General features: G+C 69.3%; 21 protein-coding genes, 1 tRNA gene and 2 pseudogenes. 11 read left to right on the top strand and 13 right to left on the bottom strand.

The features are described 5' to 3' along the window. Positions 1-489 precede the first annotated feature (489 nt). From IEZ15_RS26830 to IEZ15_RS26810, 5 genes and pseudogenes are all read left to right on the top strand, one after another. Positions 490-1,113 (top strand): annotated as a pseudogene (locus tag IEZ15_RS26830) (radical SAM protein); the annotation flags it as partial. Next, complete coding sequence (locus IEZ15_RS26825; RefSeq protein WP_189279719.1) at positions 1,106-1,747, top strand: P-loop nucleotide/nucleoside kinase family protein; 642 nt, start codon at positions 1,106-1,108, stop codon at positions 1,745-1,747. The pseudogene IEZ15_RS26830 and the gene IEZ15_RS26825, both read left to right, overlap by 8 nt. Continuing rightward, positions 1,665-2,312 (top strand): class I SAM-dependent methyltransferase, encoded by a 648-nt coding sequence (locus IEZ15_RS26820; protein ID WP_189279718.1) that lies wholly within the window; start codon positions 1,665-1,667, stop codon positions 2,310-2,312. Before IEZ15_RS26825 ends, IEZ15_RS26820 begins: the two co-directional genes overlap by 83 nt. 16 nt (positions 2,313-2,328) lie before the next feature. After that, a complete protein-coding gene (locus IEZ15_RS26815; RefSeq protein ID WP_189279717.1) occupies positions 2,329-2,922 on the top strand; it encodes a class IV adenylate cyclase in 594 nt (197 codons plus the stop codon). 523 nt (positions 2,923-3,445) lie between these two features. Then, positions 3,446-3,784, top strand: a pseudogene (locus IEZ15_RS26810) (tyrosine-type recombinase/integrase); the annotation flags it as partial. A gap of 117 nt (positions 3,785-3,901) precedes the next feature. Here the strand turns inward: IEZ15_RS26810 and IEZ15_RS26805 are convergent. Further along, a tRNA-Thr gene (locus IEZ15_RS26805) sits at positions 3,902-3,975 on the bottom strand. Positions 3,976-4,154: 179 nt separating this feature from the next. Here IEZ15_RS26805 and IEZ15_RS26800 point away from each other — a divergent pair. From IEZ15_RS26800 to IEZ15_RS26790, 3 genes are all read left to right on the top strand, one after another. Next, entirely contained in the window at positions 4,155-5,291 is a 1,137-nt protein-coding gene (locus IEZ15_RS26800; RefSeq protein ID WP_114245799.1) for an ABC transporter ATP-binding protein, read from the top strand. 225 nt (positions 5,292-5,516) lie between these two features. Continuing rightward, positions 5,517-5,930, top strand: a complete 414-nt coding sequence (locus IEZ15_RS26795; RefSeq protein ID WP_189279716.1) for a hypothetical protein — start codon at positions 5,517-5,519, stop codon at positions 5,928-5,930. A gap of 34 nt (positions 5,931-5,964) precedes the next feature. Then, the gene (locus IEZ15_RS26790; RefSeq protein WP_189279715.1) at positions 5,965-6,675 is read left to right on the top strand and encodes a nucleotidyltransferase family protein; all 711 of its coding nucleotides are present in this window, start codon (positions 5,965-5,967) and stop codon (positions 6,673-6,675) included. A gap of 84 nt (positions 6,676-6,759) precedes the next feature. On the opposite strand, the gene IEZ15_RS26785 is transcribed toward IEZ15_RS26790, so the two are convergent. The 7 genes from IEZ15_RS26785 to IEZ15_RS26755 all read right to left on the bottom strand — a co-directional run bounded on the left by IEZ15_RS26785 (position 6,760) and on the right by IEZ15_RS26755 (position 13,638). Next, positions 6,760-8,385, bottom strand: a complete 1,626-nt coding sequence (locus IEZ15_RS26785; RefSeq protein ID WP_189279714.1) for a DoxX family membrane protein — start codon at positions 8,383-8,385, stop codon at positions 6,760-6,762. A 116-nt stretch (positions 8,386-8,501) separates the two neighbouring features. Further along, positions 8,502-9,458, bottom strand: coding sequence for a 23S rRNA (guanosine(2251)-2'-O)-methyltransferase RlmB (gene rlmB, locus IEZ15_RS26780; RefSeq protein ID WP_114245795.1), 957 nt, complete (start codon positions 9,456-9,458; stop codon positions 8,502-8,504). Between the two features lie 81 nt (positions 9,459-9,539). Then, complete coding sequence (cysS, locus tag IEZ15_RS26775) at positions 9,540-10,943, bottom strand: cysteine--tRNA ligase (RefSeq protein ID WP_189279713.1); 1,404 nt, start codon at positions 10,941-10,943, stop codon at positions 9,540-9,542. Between the two features lie 91 nt (positions 10,944-11,034). Beyond that, positions 11,035-11,439 carry a PPOX class F420-dependent oxidoreductase gene (locus IEZ15_RS26770; RefSeq protein WP_189279712.1) on the bottom strand — a complete coding sequence of 135 codons (405 nt, stop codon included), beginning with the start codon at positions 11,437-11,439 and terminating at the stop codon, positions 11,035-11,037. Between the two features lie 143 nt (positions 11,440-11,582). Further along, positions 11,583-12,086: a 2-C-methyl-D-erythritol 2,4-cyclodiphosphate synthase gene (gene ispF / locus IEZ15_RS26765; protein WP_189279711.1), complete on the bottom strand. Its 504-nt coding sequence runs from the start codon at positions 12,084-12,086 to the stop codon at positions 11,583-11,585. After that, the gene (ispD, locus tag IEZ15_RS26760; RefSeq protein WP_114245791.1) at positions 12,076-12,822 is read right to left on the bottom strand and encodes a 2-C-methyl-D-erythritol 4-phosphate cytidylyltransferase; all 747 of its coding nucleotides are present in this window, start codon (positions 12,820-12,822) and stop codon (positions 12,076-12,078) included. Before ispD ends, ispF begins: the two co-directional genes overlap by 11 nt. A gap of 333 nt (positions 12,823-13,155) precedes the next feature. Next, positions 13,156-13,638, bottom strand: a complete 483-nt coding sequence (locus IEZ15_RS26755) for a CarD family transcriptional regulator (protein ID WP_006380568.1) — start codon at positions 13,636-13,638, stop codon at positions 13,156-13,158. 618 nt (positions 13,639-14,256) lie between these two features. Between IEZ15_RS26755 and IEZ15_RS26750 the strand changes: the two genes are divergently transcribed. Then, entirely contained in the window at positions 14,257-14,913 is a 657-nt protein-coding gene (locus IEZ15_RS26750) for a copper chaperone PCu(A)C domain-containing protein (RefSeq protein ID WP_189279710.1), read from the top strand. Positions 14,914-14,988: 75 nt separating this feature from the next. Here IEZ15_RS26750 and phoP read toward each other — a convergent pair whose 3' ends face one another. Next, positions 14,989-15,660 (bottom strand): two-component system response regulator PhoP, encoded by a 672-nt coding sequence (gene phoP, locus IEZ15_RS26745; protein WP_470916301.1) that lies wholly within the window; start codon positions 15,658-15,660, stop codon positions 14,989-14,991. A gap of 5 nt (positions 15,661-15,665) precedes the next feature. Beyond that, positions 15,666-16,940 (bottom strand): two-component system sensor histidine kinase PhoR, encoded by a 1,275-nt coding sequence (gene phoR, locus IEZ15_RS26740; protein ID WP_189279709.1) that lies wholly within the window; start codon positions 16,938-16,940, stop codon positions 15,666-15,668. 196 nt (positions 16,941-17,136) lie between these two features. On the opposite strand from phoR, the gene phoU reads away from it, so the two are divergent. After that, positions 17,137-17,814, top strand: coding sequence for a phosphate signaling complex protein PhoU (phoU, locus tag IEZ15_RS26735; RefSeq protein ID WP_189279708.1), 678 nt, complete (start codon positions 17,137-17,139; stop codon positions 17,812-17,814). 428 nt (positions 17,815-18,242) lie between these two features. On the opposite strand, the gene IEZ15_RS26730 is transcribed toward phoU, so the two are convergent. Next, positions 18,243-19,592 (bottom strand): MDR family MFS transporter, encoded by a 1,350-nt coding sequence (locus IEZ15_RS26730; RefSeq protein WP_189279707.1) that lies wholly within the window; start codon positions 19,590-19,592, stop codon positions 18,243-18,245. Positions 19,593-19,797: 205 nt separating this feature from the next. On the opposite strand from IEZ15_RS26730, the gene IEZ15_RS26725 reads away from it, so the two are divergent. Continuing rightward, positions 19,798-20,559 (top strand): phosphoglyceromutase, encoded by a 762-nt coding sequence (locus IEZ15_RS26725; protein WP_114245786.1) that lies wholly within the window; start codon positions 19,798-19,800, stop codon positions 20,557-20,559. A gap of 109 nt (positions 20,560-20,668) precedes the next feature. On the opposite strand, the gene IEZ15_RS26720 is transcribed toward IEZ15_RS26725, so the two are convergent. Together IEZ15_RS26720 and IEZ15_RS26715 are read right to left on the bottom strand one after the other, a co-directional pair. After that, complete coding sequence (locus tag IEZ15_RS26720; protein WP_189279706.1) at positions 20,669-21,109, bottom strand: hypothetical protein; 441 nt, start codon at positions 21,107-21,109, stop codon at positions 20,669-20,671. 86 nt (positions 21,110-21,195) lie between these two features. After that, positions 21,196-21,897, bottom strand: coding sequence for an AAA family ATPase (locus IEZ15_RS26715; RefSeq protein ID WP_189279705.1), 702 nt, complete (start codon positions 21,895-21,897; stop codon positions 21,196-21,198). Positions 21,898-21,998 lie beyond the last annotated feature (101 nt).

Raw genomic sequence — 21,998 nt, 5'->3', positions numbered from 1 at the left:
CCGATCCGGCCGGCAGTCCCGTTGGGCCGATCGCAAACGCTGGGTGCTGGAGGACATCCTGGGAGCCGTTCTCCGGGAGATCGAGACCCGCGCCGTGGAGGACGCTCAGCGGAAGGCGGACGAGGAGCGGGCCAAGGCCGAGCGCGAGGTCCGCTGGCGGGCAGCCATGGAGACGGCGAAGGAAATGGCCGCCCAAGAGCAGTTTGCCGAGGTACTCCGCGCGCAGGCTCGCCAGTGGCAGGAAGCGGCGGGCCTGAGCACGTACTGCAGCGCCCTGGAGCGTCGGCTAGAAGAGGTGACCGGAGAAGATGAGCCGGAAGTAGCCTCAGCACGACAGTGGCTGGCCTGGGTACGCCGTTACATCCAGAGCCTCGGCCCGCTGACCCGCCTCCCCGCCATACCCACCGCTCGTGAACCAAAGCCCGAGGAACTGGCGCCCTACCTGAACGGCTGGAGCCCGCACGGCCCCGAGGCGCACCAGGGATGGGGAGCTCCGGCTATCGAATCGAGCGACGGCTCACCGAGATCGCCCCCCACCTGGACCTGCTGCGCGTATCACTGGAGGGCATCGGCTCGACCAACGACCACGTCCGCAAGTTCGGGAGCTACCGGAGTGTGCTGAGCGCACTCGACATCGCCCGGGGACTCGGTGTCCGCACCGGTGCGACCCTGACAGTCACCTCTCGCAACATCGGCGAGGTGGTCCCGCTTGCACGCACCCTCCAGACCTGCGGGGCAGAGCAGTTGAAGCTTCACTGCCTCCGACCGGTCGGCAACGCAGCAGATCACCCCGAGCTCCTCATCACCGATTCCGCCGCCTACATCCGCCTACGTGAACAGCTCCAGGCCGCCGACCTGACCATCGAAGTGATCGTCGACGAGGACTTGTCCGAGAACGGTGCCCCGGAGACTTGCACTCCTGCAGGTGGCCCGACACAGATCGATCGGATCGAGGCCGACCCGCGCGGCGCACTCACCATGTCCTGCAAGGCCGTCGGCAAGGACTCCCACGCTTTCTGGTACGACAAGCTCGCTGACCACATCGACCACCGGCCATCCGCCACCGACGAACTCACGCTGGCGGTACCGGACGTCGTGTACGGCCGTGTCTGACGCCCCGCTGTTCGAGAGCCTCGAAGGACTTCGCGGCACCGGCAAGTCGACCATCGCACCGATGCTGGCAGCAGCCCGTGAAGCCGTTCTGGTCCCGACCGTGCCGCTCTTCTACCAGCCTCTGCGGCGCGAGGTGGACCTGCGGGGGAATGCCGAGGCCAGGATGTGCTTCTACCTGTCCGCGCTGTTCACCGCAGCCGATGAGATACGCCGCCACCTGTCCTCGGGCACCCCGGTCGTCGTGGAGAGCTACTTCGCTCGCTGCCTCGCCACCCACCGCGCTCTCGGCGCCCGTCTCGGGATCAGTCTGCCGCCCGACCTGCCGCAGCCCGTGACGTACCAGCTGACGTGCGGCGAAGACGAGCGCCGACGTCGGCTCGCTGAGCGGACCAAGCGGGTCTCCCGCTGGGACACCCTCGTCGAGGGCTCTGGCGACCGGGTCACCGACGCCTATGCCCAGTTCCCGATGCACCGCGTGGACACCACGCGCCTGGACCCCGACGAGGTCCTCCAGGCGATCCTCGCCACCGACACGCAAGGAGCCCACCACCGTGCAAACGCAGAGCCTGTGGGAGCACACCCTCACCTTCTTTCCCCAGTTCCTCGCCGCGCTGAAGGAGCGTGCCACTCCTGACGCCACTGTCGCGGTCATCGGCGCGAGAGACGGCAAGTTCATCCTGCCGCTGGCCGCCGCCGGCTACCGAGTGATCGCCGTAGAACGCGACCCCCTTGCTCTTAACGGTGGTGAGGTCACGCTCCCGGGTGACAACCGGGCCTACGCGATGGGCCTCATCGACCGGCTCAAGCTCGAATCGCTATACGACCGAGTGCAGGTCGTGGAGGAGGACTTCCTTCAATGGGAGCCTCTGGACATGCCCTGCGACGCCATCTGGACGAGCTGCTCGTGGCATTACAGTGCCAACCACCCTCGCCCGCTCGCCGAGTTCATCACCCGCATGCAGTCGTCCGTACGCCAGGACGGTCTGTTCGGCGCGGAGTTCATGATGCCTGTCACCCAGCGCCAGCACCTGATCGAGCACTACACGTCCCCCGAGAAGCTCAGGCGTCACTTCATCGGCGGCTGGGACGTTCTGCTGACCCTGCGAACGAATGAGTTCGCCGAGCGAGCCCACATCGGCCAGCTCCAGGACCACACCCACCGGATGGGCCTGCTCCTCGCGGCCCGCACCCCCTCGTAGCGCAAAGGAAAAGCCCATGAAGCACGAGTACGAGGCCAAATTCCTCGCCATCGATGTCGCCGGCCTTCAGGCCAAGCTGACCACTCTGGGTGCCGCCCAAGCGTTCCCGGGCACCCTTCTCACCCGCAAGATCTTCGAGAACGACGCCCTCGAAGGAGGTGCCTGGGTGCGGTTGCGCGACGAGGGCACCCGATCAACGCTGACACTCAAGCAGGTCACCGACGCCACCACGATCGACGGCACCACCGAGATCGAAACCGAGGTCACGGACCTGCACGCCATGGCCGAGATCCTCCGCAGCCTCGGCATGCACGAGGTCCGGTACCAGGAGAACTACCGCGAGGAGTGGCGCCTCGGCGAGGTCGCCTTCGACTTCGACACCTGGCCGGACCTCCCCACCTTCATCGAGATCGAAGGTCCTGACGAGGCATCGGTCCGACAGGCAGCCGCACTGCTCGAACTCGACTACTCCGAAGCACGGTTCGGCAGCGTGGATGAGATCTACAAGAGCGAATCCGGTCGCGACATCCTGGCCGAACCCACCCTCCTCTTCGCGGACGCCGACAAGAGTGAGGCAGCCCCAGTGGCCGCCCATGGCCACTGGCCTTGAGGGCTGAGCTGTGCTTATGGAACTGGCCGTACCACACCGGGTGATACCCGGGATCGCCGAGTTCGCTCGCGGCGGTCTGCCCGCACCGGCAGATACCGACGACGGCAACCACTGGATCGATGGGCTCTGCTGGCTCTACTGCGGCCAGAAGTGGACCCGTGTCCTGTGGATCGGTCCCGTGAGCGTGGCCGGTGCCCAAGCAGCGATGTACGCCTGCGGCCCTTGCATCCGGGCACTTCAGGAGCAGGTCTGGCAATCCATCCTTCTCAACGATGATCCGGTTCGTTCGACGCGGCCCGGGATCCCCACTCAGGCAAAGTCGGTTGGCGGACGTCGGGCGGGGAAGCATCGAGCACGAAGTGGATTCTTGCGCCGCGGATAAGCCTGCTTGGTCGGGGCGGTCACCGCGACTCTCCACAGCGATGGCTCTGCGCGAACGCCGTACCAACCAACCGCAGGGGACGGTCACCCAACGGGTTTCCGTCTCCTGCCGCTGTGACGACTTCTATCGGCGGCGGGGCTGCGGCTCGTCACCGCCTCCGGCCTGCCGCCCATCCGGCTGCACGACCTCCGCCACGGTGCCGCGACACTCATGCTCGCCGCCGGCGTCGACGTGAAGATCGTGTCGGACACGCTCGGGCACAGCGACACCCGCATCACCCGGGACATCTACCAGAGCGTCCTCCCCCACGTCGGGAAGAGCGCGGCCGAGGCCACCGCCAAGCTGGTCCCACTCCGGCGGAAGGCCGAGGCGGAGGACGCCGCCCGCAAGGCGGAGAAAGCCCGGAAGAAGGCCCAGCGTGCCAAGAAGGCCGAGGCCACAGGCAAGAAGAGGGCGAAGCGGAAGAAGCCGGGGAAGTAGGGCCCAGAGCCCTTCCGCTCACGCAAGCCCTCCCACGACACCGCGACCACACGCCCCGCCACGCCTCGTACATAAGAAAACCCCAGGTCACGGGCTGTGTGACCTGGGGTTTCTCTGAGCCCCCTGTCGGATTCGAACCGACGACCTACGCATTACAAGTGCGTTGCTCTGGCCAGCTGAGCTAAGGAGGCATACCGGAGCAGTGTAACCAACACCGCTCCCCGCGCAGTCCCAAAATTTCGTGCCCCTCGAACTACTGACAGATTCCACGTGGCCGGGTAGCGTCGCTGAGGATTCACCCAAGTGGACCAGACCACTCCCTTACTCGGATCGTCCGGCACGTTCCTGCCGGTGAAGGAGAAGATTCAGCATGGCCAGTGTCACGTTCGACAAGGCGTCCCGCGTCTACCCCGGCTCCACGAAGCCGGCCGTGGACCAGCTCGAGATCGACATCGCGGACGGCGAGTTCCTCGTCCTCGTCGGTCCTTCCGGTTGTGGCAAGTCGACCTCCCTGCGCATGCTCGCGGGTCTTGAGGACGTCAACGGCGGCGCGATCCGCATCGGTGACCGCGACGTCACGCACCTGCCCCCGAAGGACCGGGACATCGCCATGGTGTTCCAGAACTACGCGCTCTACCCGCACATGAGCGTCGCGGACAACATGGGCTTCGCGCTCAAGATCGCCGGTGTCAACAAGACCGAGATCCGGGCGAAGGTCGAAGAGGCCGCCAAGATGCTGGACCTCACCGAGTACCTGGACCGCAAGCCGAAGGCGCTCTCCGGTGGCCAGCGTCAGCGTGTCGCGATGGGCCGCGCCATCGTGCGTGAGCCGCAGGTCTTCCTCATGGACGAGCCGCTGTCGAACCTCGACGCCAAGCTCCGTGTCTCCACCCGTACGCAGATCGCCTCGCTCCAGCGCCGCCTGGGCATCACGACCGTGTACGTCACGCACGACCAGGTCGAGGCCCTGACCATGGGTGACCGTGTCGCGGTCCTCAAGGACGGTCTGCTCCAGCAGGTCGACTCGCCGCGCAACATGTACGACAAGCCGGCGAACCTCTTCGTGGCCGGCTTCATCGGCTCCCCGGCCATGAACCTGGTCGAGGTCCCGATCACCGACGGCGGTGTGAAGTTCGGCAACAGCGTCGTCCCGGTCTCCCGCGAGGCGCTCTCCGCCGCCGCGGACAAGGGCGACACGACCGTCACGGTCGGCATCCGCCCCGAGCACTTCGACATCGTCGAGCACGGCGGCGCCGCCGCGAAGGCCCTCTCGAAGGACAGCGCCGACGCCCCGGCCGGCCTGGCCGTCTCGGTCAACGTCGTCGAGGAGCTCGGCGCCGACGGCTTCGTCTACGGCTCCGCGCGGGTCGGCGGCGAGGACAAGGACCTGGTCGTCCGCGTCGGTGGCCGCGCCGTTCCGGAGAAGGGCACCAAGCTGCACGTCGTGCCGCGCCCGGACGAGCTGCACGTCTTCTCGACCTCGACGGGTGCGCGTCTCACCGACTGACGCCCCGCACACCCGCACCGCAGCCGGCCCCGCACGTTCTCCGTGCGGGGCCGTTCGCGCGCCGTGGGGCGTGTTGGGGTTTGGATCCATGCAGCGCCGAAATCCCCGGCACACCGGTCATTTCACCGCGGCTCGTCAACACAGGATTCGAAAAGCATCCTCGAACCATCCCCCTCAAGGGTGACGAAATGTCGCCAAATCATCACTGCCCGCTACGCTCGCTGCGTGACCCACACCGCGCGCCGCATCGGCCGAACCTTCGCTTTCGTACTGCCCGTCGTGATGGTCCTCTCCGGGACTCTCGCCGTCACCAGCGTGCCGTGGGCAGCGCACAACTCCGAGTCGCAGGTCCTGACCGCATCGGCTCACAATGTCTCGAAGCGTGCCAAGGCGCGCACCCCGCAGGACATCCTCCGTGACCGGCTGCTCGTGGAGCTTCGGGAGAAGGACCCGGGTGTCGCGCTGACGGACCTTCAGCGTTCCGTCGAGGGCCGCCCCTCGCTCGCCCGGCACTGCATGTCGATCGCGAAGGCGCTGGGCCGCGCCGCGGTCGAGCAGTACGGTCCGACGCGCGCCCACCGGTTCTCGCGTCCCGTCTGCGACACGTCGTTCGCCTCGGGCGTCGCACAGTTCAGCTGACCCGCCGGTCCGGGCACCGCATATCGTGCCTGGCATGCATACGTATCCGACGCAGGCCGTGGTCCTGGCGGGTGGCCAGGGATCGCGGCTGCGCCCGTACACCGATGACCGCCCCAAGCCGATGGTCGAGATCCCGGGCACCGGGACTCCGATCATCGGCCATCAGCTGTCCTGGCTGGCCGCCGAGGGCGTGACCGACGCCGTGGTGTCGTGCGGTCATCTGGCCGAGGTGCTGCAGGATTGGCTGGACTCGGCAGTGCTGCCGCTGCGCGTGACGACCGTCGTGGAGTCCGAGCCCCTGGGCCGTGGCGGCGGGCTGAAGTACGCCGCCGCCCGGCTGCCCGATCCGGAACAGCCCTGGTACGCCACCAATGGCGACATCTGGACGCGCTTCTCCCTGCGCGAGATGGCCGCGTTCCACGCCGAGCGCGATGCGACCGCCACACTGGCCCTGGCCCGTCCCCGTATCCCGTGGGGTGCCGTGGAGACGGACGCGTTCGGGCACATCACCGACTTCATCGAGTCGCCGCCGTCGCCGTACCTGATCAACGCCGGTGTGTACGTCTTCTCGCCGACGTTCACGACGCTCCTGCCGGAACGGGGCGACCACGAGCGGACGACGTTCCCTCGGCTGGCCCGCGAGCGCAGGCTGGCCGGGTACCCGCTGCCGCACGGGGCGTACTGGCGGGCCATCGACACGGCGAAGGACCTGACCGAGGCCGCCAAGGAACTCGACGCGCAGTAGCGAACAACAGCGGCACAGGACGCGAAGGGGCGGTCACCGGTTCGTTCCGGTGACCGCCCCTTCGTCTGCTGCGGTCCGGGTGTCTCAGCCGAGCAGACCGCCGATGGGGTTCTGCCCGCCGCCGGACGTTCCGCCGGTGGAGCCGCCGCTGTCCGAGCCGCCGCCCGTGGAACCGCCGCCGGTGCCGGTGGAGCCGGAGGAGCTCGGGCCGGAGCTGCTGGACGGCGGCTGCTGCGGGGTCGTCCGCTGCGGGAGCTGCTGGGCGGTGCCCTGGGTCTGGCTGGGCTGTCCGGCACCGGCACCCGCCTGGCCGGACTCGCGGACGGCTTCCGCAGCGGGCGTGGACGCCTTGGCGGACGGGGCGGTGGAGGCGCTGCTGCGGGAGGGCGAGGGGCGCCGCCCGTCGGGCGTGCGGGAGGCCCGGCCGCTACTGGACTCCTGCGGGAGAGGAGAGCCGGGGAGCTGATTGGTCGGGTCGCCGTTCGGACCGGGCACGGTGACGACCTCGGAGGAGCGGACCGCGCCGCCGAGCATGGAGCCCACGAGAAGGGTGAGGCCGACGACGACGGTGGCGACGACGGCACCCCGGCGCAGCACCCGGCGGCGGAGGTCCCAGATCGCCGAGCGCGGGCCGAGCCTGCGCCAGGCCTCACCTGCGAGCCGTCCGTCGACGGAGTAGACGGGGGCGCCCGCGATGATCAGCGGGCTCCAGGCGGCGAGGTAGATGATGTCGGGCGCGTCGTAGACGGCGACGGTGCGCCAGCTGACGGTGACCAGCAGGGCGGCGGAGAGGAGAGCGCCGACGGAGGCGGCGACGCGCTGCCAGAGACCGAGGACGGTGAGGACGCCGACGACGACCTGGAGGAAGGCAACGGTGAGTCCGGCACCCACCGGGTGCGAGAGCGCGAAGTCGCGCAGTGGTTCGGCCAGCCCCCAGGGGTGCAGCGAGGTCAGCCACTTGACCATGGAGCCGCGCTCGCCGCCGTCGAAGTAGACGGGGTCGCACAGCTTGCCCATGCCGGCGTAGATGGAGATGAAGCCGAGGAAGACACGCATGGGCAGCAGCACGACACCGAGGTTCATCCGGCGCCCGGGGTAGTACGCGTGCCGTACGGAATCGCCGCTGTGGCGCCGCCCCCGGGCATCGGTGATGTCGTCGTACCCGTCCTCGCCCTCGTCGTACGCCTCTCGGCCGTACGGCCCGGTGTCGACGGGGTCGTAGGCGCCGACCGCCCGGCGCATGGGCGGCAGCAGGGGGCCGCTGCCGTGGCGGCCCGGCTGCTGGGGCGCGGTGATGACGGGGTTGGGCTGGGTGTCTTCGAGGCGCTCGATGACCTGGGTGCCGCCCGTACCGAGCCCGCCGTCGAACTCGTGGCCGGAGTAGGGGTCGTACGCGGTGGCCGGGCGGCCCGCGGTGGAGTTCCGTACGGCCTGGAGGAGTCCGGTGGCGCCGGGGTCGCCGGGGGCGGACCGGCCGCTCCACACGACGGGCGAGCGCCTGCCGCGCACAGCTCCGGCGGAGCCGCTCATGGCGGGAATCCTGGGCGCGCCGGCGGGGCCCAGACCGCGCAGCCGCGGGCGCTGGGCAGGGGCGAGCTGCACCCGGAAGCTGGCGTGGTTGACGATGACCTGCGCAGGGTCGCAGTCCACCTTGGCCATGCTCAGGGCGGGTTGTTCGTCGAACCGAGGCGTTCTGGTGTCCACACTCATCTAACCGAGTGATGTGTGTTTAGGACACTGCCTTGACGGGCCCGATGTGTCCGAGGCCCGTCAATGGGTCCGGCCGGGCGGCGCCCCGGTCGGACGCCCCCCCGGCCGGGTGCACCTCAGCCCCGGCGCCGCGCAACCTCGTAGAGGACGATCCCGGCCGCGACACCCGCGTTCAGCGACTCCGCGCCGCCCGGCATCGAGATGCGGACCCGGTAGTCGCAGGTCTCGCCGACGAGGCGGCCCAGGCCCTTGCCCTCACTGCCGATGACGATGACGACGGGGCCGGCGAGGGCCTCCAGATCCTCGACGGTGTGCTCACCGTCCGCGGCGAGGCCGACGACGGTGATGCCGGCCTTCTGGTAGCCCTCCAGGGCCCGGGTCAGGTTCGTCACCCGGGAGACCGGCGTACGGGCCGCCGTGCCCGCCGAGGACTTCCAGGCGCCCGCCGTCATGCCGGCCGCGCGCCGCTCCGGCACGACCACGCCGTGGCCGCCGAACGCGGAGACGGAGCGGACGATCGCACCCAGGTTGCGCGGGTCGGTGACGCCGTCGAGGGCGACGATCAGCGGGTCCTCGCCCTTGTCGTACGCGGCGGCGGTGAGGTCCTCCGGGTGCGCGTACTCGTACGGCGGGACCTGGAGGACGAGGCCCTGGTGGTTCAGGCCGTTCGTCATCCGGTCCAGCTCGGGGCGCGGGGCCTCCATCAGGTTGATGTTGCCGCGCTCGCCGGCGAGCTGGAGCGCCTCGCGGACCCGCTCGTCGTTGTCGATGTACTGCTGGACGTACAGGGTCGTCGCCGGGACGCCGTCGCGCAGGGCCTCGTAGACCGGGTTGCGGCCGACGACCATCTCGGACGTTCCCTTGGCGCCGCCGCGCCGCGGCGCGGGACGGCGGGCCGCGGCCTGCTTGGCCTGGGCGTTCGCCACCCGGTTCTTCTTGTGTCCCTTACGGGCGGAGGCGGGCGGCGTCGGGCCCTTGCCCTCCAGGCCACGGCGTCGCTGCCCACCGCTGCCGACCTGCGCGCCCTTCTTGTTGGACGTGCGGCGGTTCCTGCGCTGGCTGTTCCCGGCCATGACCTACCTGTTTCGTTGCTTCTCAGACATGCGTGCTAATTGAAGTGTGCCGCCCGGAACGCCGGGCGGCACATGGGAGGACTACTGGCGCGGGCCGAGTGTCCACCGTGGCCCGGTCGGGCTGTCCTCGATGACGAGTCCGGACTGGTTGAGCTGATCGCGGATGGCGTCGGCGGCCGGCCAGTCCTTGCGCTCGCGGGCCGACTGGCGCTGGTCCAGGACAAGGCGTACGAGCGTGTCGACGACCCCGTGCAGATCGTCGCCGCGGTCGCTCTCGCCCGCCCAGTGTTCGTCGAGCGGATCGAGGCCGAGGACGCCGAGCATCGCGCGGACCTCCGCGAGCCGGGCGACGGCGGCTTCCTTGTCGTCGGCGGCGAGTGCGGAGTTTCCCTGGCGGACGGTGGTGTGGACGATCGCGAGCGCCTGCGGGACGCCCAGGTCGTCGTCCATCGCCTCGGCGAAAGCGGGCGGCACCTCGGCGGCGGGCTCGACCGTCTCGCCCGCCTTCTCGGTGACGCGCTGCACGAAGCCCTCGATCCGCGCGAACGCGGACTCCGCCTCGCGCAGTGCCTCCTCGCTGTACTCGATCATCGACCGGTAGTGCGGGGTGCCGAGGTAGTAGCGCAGCACGATCGGACGCCACTGCTTGACCATCTCGCTGACCAGCACGGAGTTGCCGAGCGACTTCGACATCTTCTCGCCGGACATGGTGACCCAGCCGTTGTGCACCCAGTACTTCGCGAAGTCGTCGCCGTACGCCTTGGCCTGGGCGATCTCGTTCTCGTGGTGCGGGAAGATCAGGTCGATGCCGCCGCCGTGGATGTCGAAGGCGGTGCCGAGGTACTTGTGCGCCATGGCGGAGCACTCCAGGTGCCAGCCGGGGCGGCCGCGGCCCCACGGGGTCTCCCAGCTGGGCTCGCCCGGCTTGGTCGCCTTCCACATGGCGAAGTCGCGCTGGTCGCGCTTGCCGGTCTCGCCCTCGCCGGACGGCTGGCGCAGATCGTCCAGGTCCTGGTTGGAGAGCTCCAGGTAGCCGGGGAAGGACCGCACGTCGAAGTAGACGTTGCCGTCGGCCTCGTAGGCGTGACCGCGTTCGATCAGGCCCCGCATCATCTCGATCATCTCGGGGACGTGGCCGGTGGCGCGGGGCTCGTAGGTGACCGGGAGGCAGCCGAGCGCGTCGTAGCCGGCGTTGAACGCCCGCTCGTTCTCGTAGCCGATGGCCGACCACGGGCGGCCCTGCTCGGCCGACTTCGCGATGATCTTGTCGTCGATGTCGGTGACGTTACGGATGAACGTGACGTCGTAGCCGCGGTACTCGAACCAGCGGCGCATGATGTCGAAGTTCAGCCCGGACCGGATGTGCCCGATGTGCGGGGCGGCCTGGACAGTCGCGCCACAGAGGTAGATCGAGACACAGCCCGCTGTGAGCGGTACGAAGTCACGGATCTGCCGGGCGCTGGTGTCGTACAGGCGAATAGTCACGCCTCAAGGGTAGTGGGCGCGCACCAGTGCCCCGCGCCCCCTTGGGGATCGCGGGGAAAAGTTTGTACCGGGCGGGTGTGCCCAGGAGGTGCTAGATGCGTCCGACGACCTTTCGCGGGGTGATCCGGACGACCACGCGCTCGTCGTCGGCGCCGGACTCGGGGTTGAATTCCGCGTACTTCTTGCCGGTGTACTTCACCGACAGCTCGTCGATGAGCTCCTGACCGCCCTCGGTGGTGAGCGTGGCGGTGCCGCGGATCTCGGCGTATGTGTACGGCGCGTCGAAGGGTTGCACGACGACGGAGACCCGCGGGTCGCGGCTCAGGTTCTTCTCCTTGCGGCGGCCGGCCGTCGTGGAGATGAGCAGATCTTCGCCGTCGCGCTTCACCCAGACCGGGGAGACCTGGGGGCTGCCGTCGGGCTGGATGGTGGCGACGGTGACGAAGACGGGCGTGTCGAGAAGCGCCTTGAGTTCTGCGGAGAGTGCGGCGGTCATGGCGTACGTCCTCCAAGCGGGGTCGATGGTGCCTCTACCCGTACCCCAACCCCGCGGCGCCGCTCCCGCTTCCCGTTCCTGCGTGAGTGGACCTCGGGGGGCACGGGGACAGGCGCGAGGGCCCCCCACCCGCCCCAGGCAGGTCAGCCCGTGCGGTAGACCAGTGCGGTCGCGATCCCCGCGAGGCCCTCGGCCCGCCCGGTGAAGCCGAGCCCGTCGGAGGTGGCGGCGGAAAGCGAGACGGGCGCCCCCACGGCGGCCGACAGCACCTTCTGCGCCTCGTCGCGCCGCTTGCCGATCTTCGGCCGTATGCCGACCACCTGAACGGCGACATTGCCGATCTCGAAGCCCTCGGCCCGCACGATCCGCGCCGCCTCGGTCAGCAGGGTGACTCCGGCGGCGCCGGACCACTCGGGCCGCCCCGTGCCGAAGTGCTGCCCGAGGTCGCCGAGCCCGGCGGCCGAGAAGAGCGCGTTGCACGCGGCGTGCGCGACGACATCGGCGTCGGAGTGTCCCGCCAGACCGGGCCCCTCGCCCTCCCACAGCAGACCCGCGCACCACAGCTCGCGCCCCTCTTCGAAGGCGTGGATGTCCGTGCCGATCCCGACGAGCGGGATCACGGGCCCGGTCCGTTCCTCAGAAGCCATCGTTCGCCCTCCTGCGTGCGAGTACCGCCTCGGCCAGCACCAGATCCAGCGGCCGGGTCACCTTGAACGCCTCTTCGTGCCCGGGTACGACCACGACGGGCGCCCCGAGCTGCTCCACCATGCCCGCGTCGTCCGTGGCGCCCTCACCGCTGACGGCGACCGTCTTGTGCGCGCGTACGAGCGTCTCGCGGTCGAAGCCCTGCGGAGTCTGTACGGCGCGCAGCCTGGCTCGCACGGGCGTGCCGAGGACCGGCTCCGGCTCCCCCGGCGGACCGGGCTCGACCTCCTTGACGGTGTCGGCGAGCGGCAGCGCGGGGACGACGGCGGGCGCCCCGTCGCGTACCGCCTCGATCACCGCGTCCACGGTGTCGACGGGCACCAGCGGGCGCGCCGCGTCGTGGACGAGTACGGCACAGACGCCCTCGGGCAGGGCGTCGAGTCCGAGCCGCACCGACTCCTGCCGGGTCTCGCCGCCGGGCACGACGAGGTAGTCGGTGCGCTCGGGCAGGGCGTGCTCGTCGAGCAGGTTCTTGACCTCGGCGGCGCCGTCCGGCGGCGCGACGACGACGACCAGGGACACGGAACGGGACGCCGCCATGGCCCGTACCGCATGGATGAGCATGGGCGTCCCGCCAAGCGCGCGGAGCGCCTTGGGGGCGCCCGGGCCGAGCCGTACGCCGCGGCCGGCCGCGGGAATCACGGCGGCGGTGCGGTACGGACGCGATTGATCAGACATCGGTTGCACTCCGAAGCTTCGGCATGTTTGTTTCCACAGCCGGCATGGGTATGGCCACAAGCGAGCCGGGCGCCACGCCATGACTCGACCGGGCCCTTTCCGTGACACCCGGTCGAAGTCGGACAAGCCGCACCGGTCGCTCGGGATCGGCTACACAAGATCGCGAGCAACGTATCGGGGGGATCACCGATGAAGCCAACGCATCGGTGAGTCAGAACGTAATCCAGACACGTCGTGGCCGAATCCGGACATGCCGCAGCGCCCGACGACATACCGTGAATACGGTTGTCAGCGGGCACCGCGGCACATTTTTTACGACCGGCGCCAGCCGGTTCAGGACGCGAGTACCTCGTCGAGCAGAGCCTCGGCCTTGTCTTCGTTCGTGTTCTCCGCGAGAGCGAGCTCGCTCACCAGAATCTGGCGAGCCTTGGCGAGCATGCGCTTCTCACCTGCGGAGAGTCCACGCTCGCGCTCACGACGCCACAGGTCGCGGACAACTTCGGCGACCTTGATGACATCGCCGGAGGCGAGCTTCTCCAGATTTGCCTTGTAACGCCGGGACCAGTTCGTCGGCTCTTCGGCATACGGTGCACGCAGCACCTCGAAGACCCGGTCCAGCCCCTCCTGCCCGACCACGTCGCGCACACCCACGAACTCCGCATTGTCCGCCGGCACACGAACCGTCAAGTCGCCCTGGGCGACCTTGAGCACCAAGTAGGTCTTGTCCACGCCTTTGATCTGGCGAGTTTCGATAGCCTCGATCAGCGCGGCCCCGTGATGGGGATAGACCACGGTGTCGCCAACCTTGAACGTCATGTGACAGGTACCCCTTCCGTGGCTATCAAGAGTAACACGAGAACAGCTTCTCCTGAATGGCGTTTTCGCAGGTCAGGGCATATCTCGGGGCTTGACAACAGCAACACGAACGTGCTGCGGAAGGCTCACGGGAGACGGTATTCGCAGGTCGGAGCCGCTGTGCGGGCGAGGTGAAACGCGCACGTTACACACATCCGAACCCTTCTCCAAAGTGGCCGAACGTCCCGTTTTGCCGGATTCCGGATGATGAACTTTCCGTACTCCGTTCGGACATCGATCACCCGTACGGATGTAAGTGTGATGGATCAATGGAATTGATCAACCCCCGATGCGATCGGTTATGCGCGCGGAATGCGCCACGCTCCATGAATTGATCACCGGCGATATGTGAACGGTGCGTGTCGACCGGTTTCGGGATGCGCGGGTCCGCAAACCTCGGCCGGGTGCGGACCCCGAACGGCACCGGCCCCGGGAAGTGCCGATACGCGAAGGGGCGGGTCGGGTGCGGGGCGGGGTGGGCGGCTCGGTAGCCTAAGCCCGCTGACACACCCTTAGGGCGGCTTTACGTCGCCCGCCCCACCCGTCCGCAGTCCGAACGTTCAAGGAGTTGCCGCCGCCGTGAGCCGCAGCCTTCGACACGGCGCTCTCGCCGCCACAGCCATCGCGTTCTCGATCGCCTCGCTCTCCGCGTGCGGTGCGGGCAATGACGCCGCGACGCTCAAGATCAGGCCGGACACTGCTGCCACCACCTCCGGTGACATCAGCATCCAGAACGCGAACGTCATCACCCAGCCCGAGCGCAACGCCGAGGGCCCGGCCGTCGTCTCCGCGACGCTGTTCAACAACGGCACCAAGCAGCAGACCCTGGACTCCGTCACCCTGCCGGGTACGAGCGCCGCGGTGAAGCTGCACGCCGCCAAGGGCACCGGACCGGTCGTGGTCCCGGCCGGCGGCAGGGTGGTTCTCGGCGGCGAAGGCAATGCGTCCGCCGTGATCGAGAACAGCCGCGAGGCCGCGCAGGCCGGCAATGTGCAGCCCGTCGTCTTCAAGTTCAGCTCGACCGGCGAGATCCCGCTCGACGCGTTCGTGGTGCCGGCGACCAGCTACTTCCAGGGCTTCGGCCCGAGCTCGCTGCCGGTGGCGCAGTCGCCCGCGACCTCCACCACACCGTCCGGTACCGCCTCGCCGGCCGCGGGGGCCCCGGGCGCGTCGGATTCCGAGAGCGACACAGTCGCCCCGAGCGACGCCTCGTCCGCCTCGGCGCAGACCGACTGACCGTACGCGGGTACGCGGACGGCGTAGGGCGCTCCCCCGAGGGGAAGCGCCCTACGCCGTCGCACACGGGCCGGTTTACGGCTCGAACTTGTACCCCAGGCCCCGCACCGTCACCAGGAAGCGCGGTGCACCCGGGTCGGGCTCGATCTTGGCGCGCAGGCGCTTGACATGGACGTCGAGGGTCTTGGTGTCGCCCACGTAGTCCGCGCCCCAGACCCGGTCGATCAGCTGCATGCGGGTCAGGACCCGGCCCGCGTTGCGCAGCAGCATCTCCAGCAGGTCGAACTCCTTGAGCGGGAGGTCGACCTTGCCGCCGGAGACCGTGACGACATGGCGGTCCACGTCCATCCGGACCGGGCCCGCCTCCAGCGCGGCCGGCGTGACCTCCTCCGGCTCGCCGCGGCGGCGCAGCACCGCGCGGATGCGGGCGACGAGCTCCCGCGAGGAGAACGGCTTGGTGACGTAGTCGTCGGCCCCTATTTCCAGGCCGACGACCTTGTCGATCTCGCTGTCCTTGGCCGTGACCATGATCACGGGGACGTTGGACCGGCTGCGCAGCTGACGGCAGACCTCCGTACCGGGCAAGCCCGGCAGCATCAGGTCGAGCAGCACGAGGTCGGCGCCGTTGCGCTCGAACTCGTCAAGCCCGTCCGGGCCCGTGGCCGCGATGGCGACCTCGAAGCCCTCCTTGCGGAGCATGTAGGACAGGGCGTCGCTGAAGGATTCCTCATCCTCGACGACAAGCACTCGGGTCACGGAAGGACCTCCGGGGCAGGGAATGGTTCAAGGGTGTCGGGGTGAGCTGGTCCGTAGGGGCCCTCGTCGCCGTTGACGATGAGCGGTCCGCCCGAGCTGCGGTCCCGTTCCCGTACGGAGCCCGCTTCGGGCAGCCGCAGGGTGAAGGTGGAGCCCTGGCCCTCCGAGCTCCAGACCGTGACCTCCCCGCCGTGCGAGGCGGCCACGTGCTTGACGATGGCGAGGCCGAGGCCGGTGCCACCGGTGGCCCGTGAGCGGGCCGGGTCGACGCGGTAGAACCGTTCGAAGACCCGCTCGCGGTCCTTCTCCGAGATACCGATGCCCTGGTCGGTCACGGCTATCTCGATCTGGTCCCCGCCGGGTACGGACAGTCGCCTGGCGGCGATGCCCACTCGGGTACGGGCGGGGCTGTAGTTGACGGCGTTCTCGACGAGGTTGCCGAGCGCCGCTGCGAGCTGGCCGCGGTTGCCCCAGATTCGGAGCTCCGCGGTGCCGCCCGCCGCCATGGTGATCTGCTTCGAGCCGGCCTGCTGGCGGCAACGGTCGATGGCCTCGGCCACCAACTCGTCCACCCGGACCGGCTCGGCGTCCTCCAGCGGGTCGTCGTTCTGCACCCGGGAGAGGTCGATGATCTCCTGTACGAGGTTGGTCAGCCGGGTCGCCTCGATCTGCATCCGCCCCGCGAACCGCTCCACCGCCTCCGGGTCGTCGGAAGCGTCCATCACGGCCTCGGAGAGCAGCGAGAGCGCGCCGACCGGGGTCTTGAGCTCATGGCTGACGTTGGCGACGAAGTCGCGCCGTACCGCTTCTATGCGGCGGGCCTCGGTGAGGTCCTCGACCAGCAGGAGCACCAGACGGGAGCCCAGCGGGGCGACCCGGGCGGAGACCGCGAGGGCCTCGCCACGGCCCGTACCGCGCCGGGGGAGGTCCAGTTCGACCTGCCGTATCTCGCCGTCCCGGCGGGTGTCCCTGGCCATGTTCAGCATCCCGTCGACGGCGAGCCGCCCGCCCCTGACCAGGCCCAGCGCATAGGCGGCGGAGCTGGCCTTGACCACGCTGTCGCTCTCGTCGAGCACGACCGCGGAGGAGCTGAGCACGGACAGGACCGTGTCCACCCCCGGGGGCAGGGGGGCGTTGCTGTCGGGCCGCAGGGAGGTGCGCGTCGGCTTCTTCTGGTCGCGCTCGCTCCAGCGGAACGCCAGCATGGCAATCACGCCGGTACACGCACCGCCGATCGCCGCAGCTGCGGCGACTGCCGCGTTCACGTCCATACGTCAAGGTTATGCGGGTCCGGGAGGACTCTCCCAGCCATCCGAGTGCGGATCCGAACACTCGTCGCCCAGAGTTCACCGAGGAGCAAGGGTTGGTTCACTTGGGTGGCCGGAAGCCGACGCGTACGCCGCCCATGGTGGCAGCGTGGGGTTCATACCTGGCCCCGGCCTTAGTAAGGACTGGAGAGGGACTTCCATGCGTGACGCGTACCACGAGGAACTCGACTCGATCGGCGAGGGACTGGTCGAGATGGCCCGGCTCGTCGGGTCGGCGATCGGCCGGGCGACGACGTCCATGCTCGATGCCGATCTCAAGCTCGCGGAGAGCGTGATCGCCGCGGACCAGAAGGTCGACGACCTCCAGCACGACCTGGAGGCGCGGGCCATCGCCCTGCTCGCGCGCCAGCAGCCCGTGGCGACGGATCTGCGGATCGTGGTCACCTCGCTGCGGATGAGCGCCGATCTGGAGCGCTCGGGCGACCTCGCCCAGCATGTCGCCAAGCTGGCCCGGCTGCGGTTCCCGGAATCGGCGGTGCCGCAAGACCTGCACGCCACCATTCTGGAGATGGGGCAGCTGGCGCAGCGCCTGATGGCCAAGGCGGCCGAGGTGATCATCACCAAGGACGTCGATCTGGCGCTCCAGCTGGAGCAGGACGACGACGAGATGGATCTGCTGCACCGCACGCTGTTCCAGCACCTGATGGACGACCGCTGGAAGCACGGCATCGAGACGGCCGTCGACGTGACGCTGCTCGGCCGCTACTACGAGCGCTTCGCCGACCACGCGGTGTCGGTCGCCAAGCGTGTGGTCTACCTGGTGACGGGCGAGCACGCCGACGAGATCCAGCAGCAGACATCGGTGGAGGGCGCGTAGCGGCGTACGCCGTCGCATCCCGTCGCGCATATGTCTCTGCGCGTGTGCGCCGTTGATGCGCCCGCCCGGTTGGGCATGCAATGGGGTGGGGCGGCACGCCTTGTCCGTACGCCCCGGTCGTACGCGCGTCGTCGTGGCGTACGGCCCTGTCGTGCGCAATGAGGAGGAACCATGGCAGATTCCCCCACGACCGCCCCCCAGCAGGAGGCACCCGCTGAAGTGGTGCACCTGACCGTGCTCGGCGCCTGCGGCTGCGGCTCGGGCTGCGGATGCGGATGCCAGTCCGGGGCCCCGTGCCAGTGCGGTGGCTGCTGCGGCTGACCGGCGGGCCTGTACGGAGCCGGAAAGGCGCCCCGCGCGGAGCGGACTGCTCCGCGCGGGGCGCCCTTCGTGTGCCGCTGCGGTGTCGGGCGGCGTCCGCGCGTCCCCTAGGCGGCAGGCCCGGGCCCGGCATCGGCGTCGGCCCCGGGACCTACCGGGACGACATCCCCCGCGCCCCGGCCACTTCCCGTCACCGTCCGGACGCTCTCCGCCACCGGGCTGTCCTCCGGCGCCGCCGCCCCGTGCTCCCCCGGCAGATTCCGCATGAGCAGCCAGTACCCGAGCGCGGCCCCGGTACCCAGGACCGCACACGTCCCCCACAGCCACTGCGCCCCGAACCGGTCGATCACCACACCCGACATCAGCGGTGCGACCAGCGCCGCCGCGGACCAGGACATCGTGTACATGCCCTGGTAGCGGCCGCGGCCCTGGGCGGGCGAGAGCCGGACCACCAGACCGGTCTGGACGGGCGAGTTGACGATCTCGGCGACCGTCCAGACGCAAATGGTCAGCGCGTACACGGCGACCGAACCGGCGAACGCGGTGAGCCCGAATCCGTACCCCGCCAGCAGCGACGACACGATGAGCAGACGGCGCGGATCACGGTGCTGGATGAAGCGGGTGACCGGGATCTGGAGCACCACGATCAGCACACCGTTGACGGCGACGGCGGTGCCGAAGTCGGAGCTGGAGAACCCGTCCGCCCCCATGGCCACCGGCAGCCCCACGTACCCCTGCTGGAAGATCAGGGCGATGACGAAGGACAGCCCGACGACGCTCATGAACCGCCCGTCGCGCAGCACGGTGGAGAGCCGGACCTCGTCGGCGCCGGTGACCGCACGCCCGGCCGACGCAGACTTCTCCGGCCGTGACTCGGGCACCTTCATGAAGACGACGAAGGCGCAGACGAGCGTCATCGCGGCCTCGCCGAGGAACCCGGCGAGATAGCTGTACTCGGCGACGAACCCCGCCCCGGCCGACGAGACGGCGAAGCCGAGATTGATCGCCCAGTAGTTGAGCGAGAAGGCCCGCACCCTGTCCTCGGGCCGGACGATGTCGGCCATCATGGCCTGCACGGCGGGCCGCGAGGCGTTGCTGGCCATGCCGACGACGAAGGCGACGGCCGCGATCGCCACCGGATGGACCATGAACCCGAGCACGGCCACGGACACGGCGGTCGAGGTCTGCGCGATGAGCATGGTGGGCCGACGGCCGAGCCGGTCGGTCATCACCCCCGCCCCGAGCGAGGAGATGACCCCGCCGAGCCCGTGCAGCGCGGCGACCAGACCGGCGTACGAGGCGGAGTAGCCCCGGTCGAGGGTCAGGTAGAGCGCCATGAAGGTGGCGACGAACGCCCCGAGGCGGTTGACCAGCGTGCTGGTCCACAGCCACCAGAACTCCCTGGGGAGGCCGGACACGGATTCGCGTGCGGCCCGTCTGAGACCGTCGACAGACATATGGAATCCCCCCAGGGAAGTACAGAACGAACATCGACGGTAAGAGGCCCGTCGGCAATCCGAACGTTACGAATCCCGGATTCCGGTCCGCCAGTCAATTGACGTCGGCCGTCAATCGTCACGCCCCCGGCCCCTCACCCGCCCCGCCTGTCCGCCCTGTGACCGGCCGCGCAACGCCCGTACGGCTTCGATTACGCTCGGGCCCATGGCCGACGCACCGTACAAGCTGATCCTCCTCCGCCACGGCGAGAGCGAATGGAACGCGAAGAACCTGTTCACCGGTTGGGTGGACGTCAACCTCACGGAGAAGGGCGAGAAGGAGGCAGTCCGCGGCGGTGAGCTGCTCAAGGACGCCGGTCTGCTCCCCGACGTCCTGCACACCTCCCTCCAGAAGCGCGCCATCCGCACCGCGCAGCTCGCGCTGGAATCCGCGGACCGCCACTGGATCCCCGTCCACCGCTCCTGGCGGCTGAACGAGCGCCACTACGGCGCCCTGCAGGGCAAGGACAAGGCGCAGACGCTCGCCGAGTTCGGCGAGGAGCAGTTCATGCTCTGGCGCCGCTCGTACGACACCCCGCCGCCCGCCCTCGAGGACGGCACCGAGTTCTCCCAGAGCGACGACCCGCGCTACGCGACGATCCCGCCGGAGCTGCGCCCGCGCACCGAGTGCCTCAAGGACGTCGTCGTCCGCATGCTGCCGTACTGGTACGACGGCATCGTCCCGGACCTGCTGGCCGGCCGCACAGTCCTGGTCGCCGCGCACGGCAACAGCCTCCGCGCCCTGGTCAAGCACCTCGACGGCATCTCCGACGCCGACATCGCGGGCCTGAACATCCCGACCGGCATCCCGCTCGCCTACGAGCTGGACGCCGACTTCCGCCCGATCAAGCCGGGCGGCACGTACCTCGACCCGGACGCGGCGAAGGCCGCCATCGAGGCCGTGAAGAACCAGGGCAAGAAGAAGTAGTACGTCGGCAACAAGCCCTCTTCCTGCGGCTCCTCCGCAGGAAGAGGGCTTGTTGCCGCACTGGGCATTTCAAGACCTCTGCCCGACGCCCGGCGAGTCGTCGGCCCGGTTATCGATCGCAGGAAATCTCAGCCAGCCATTCCGGGGCGTAGCACTTGGCGAACGACCACTTCTGGTCCGAGTACTGGTCGTCCGTGCTGTCCGTGTACACCTCAAGCCTGCCCTGCGGCGTCAAGCGGTAGTACTCGCGGATCGAGTCTCCCTCCACGGTGGGATGGGTCACCTTCAGTTCTGCGCTCTCACCGCTCTCGAGGGCTCGCCGGAGGCAGACGATTTCCCGCACTGCCTGCTTCTGCATTTCCTCACCCTGATCCAGGCGCACCTCGCCACAACGTGAAAACTCGGTTCTGGACTCCCAGCGTTCCTTGACCGGATCGTTCACCATGCCGCAACCGGCAGCCAGCAAGGACATGGCCGCTACCGCGATGAGCCGCGCGCGGACCGAATCACCTGCCGCACAGCGGTGGTTGTCCCTTTTCCCACCTGTCACGCCCCGCCCCCTTCCGGCCGTTGGACGCGGCTCCGGAGAAACCGGTTCCGTGCGCGTGCGTGCCGGATCCGTGCCGGACCGAGCGTTCAGCCACGGTCGATCGGGGTGTGTGGCGACGCAGAGACCGTCGGCAGATCCGGCTCCCCTGTACGGCAGTTGAACTGACCGGACCGCTCCCGCTCCGCTCCCTCCGCACCCAACACCCGCTCGATGCGCGCCGCCAGCGTGTCCCACGGGCGGCACGCGACCACCGGCAGAGCGTGCAGGCGGGCCTGGCCGCCGAGCCATCGCGAGTACTCCGCGCTGACCTGCGCCCGATGCCTCTGTTCCCCGCTGTCGGGCTCCCGGGAGGCGTAGTTGGCGGCGATCCGGTCGGGGTCCTCCTCGTGCAGGAACACCGCCCGCACGCGGCGGCCCGCCGCCCGGCCCTCGTGGATCGCCGCCGCAGCGGCGGCCGGGGTGAGGTAGTCGCCCTCGATCACGGCGGGGACGTCGACGGTCAGGCGATTGCGTACGACTCCCGACACCGCGGGCTCCAGGGCCCTGGCGGTGGCGATCTGGAGGTCCAGCACCTGCTCGATGGTGAGTTGCGCGGTGTCGGGGATGTCATCGAAGTGGTGGAGAGCGGGGTGGTGTTCAGCCGTCGTCATGGCCTCCACGGCACTCACCACGTCGTCGAACTCGACCACGAACCCCTTGGTCTCATCGGCCAGTTGCGCGGCGACCCGGCTCTTGCCGACGCCCGACGCCCCACCGAGAAGCAATATGTCCCACGATGTTCCTGTCACGGGGCGAACGTATCGCGTGGGCTCCGCCTCGGCCGTATGCCCTGGCGCTACCGTGGCCCGAGCACCGGCCCGCGCATGGGCGGAGCCGATCGGACGGGCCG

It is taken from the genome of Streptomyces atratus, from assembly GCF_014648655.1.
Lineage (GTDB): Bacteria > Actinomycetota > Actinomycetes > Streptomycetales > Streptomycetaceae > Streptomyces > Streptomyces atratus.
Note: the sequence above shows the minus strand (reverse complement) of the source record. Positions and strands in the feature narration are given on the sequence as shown.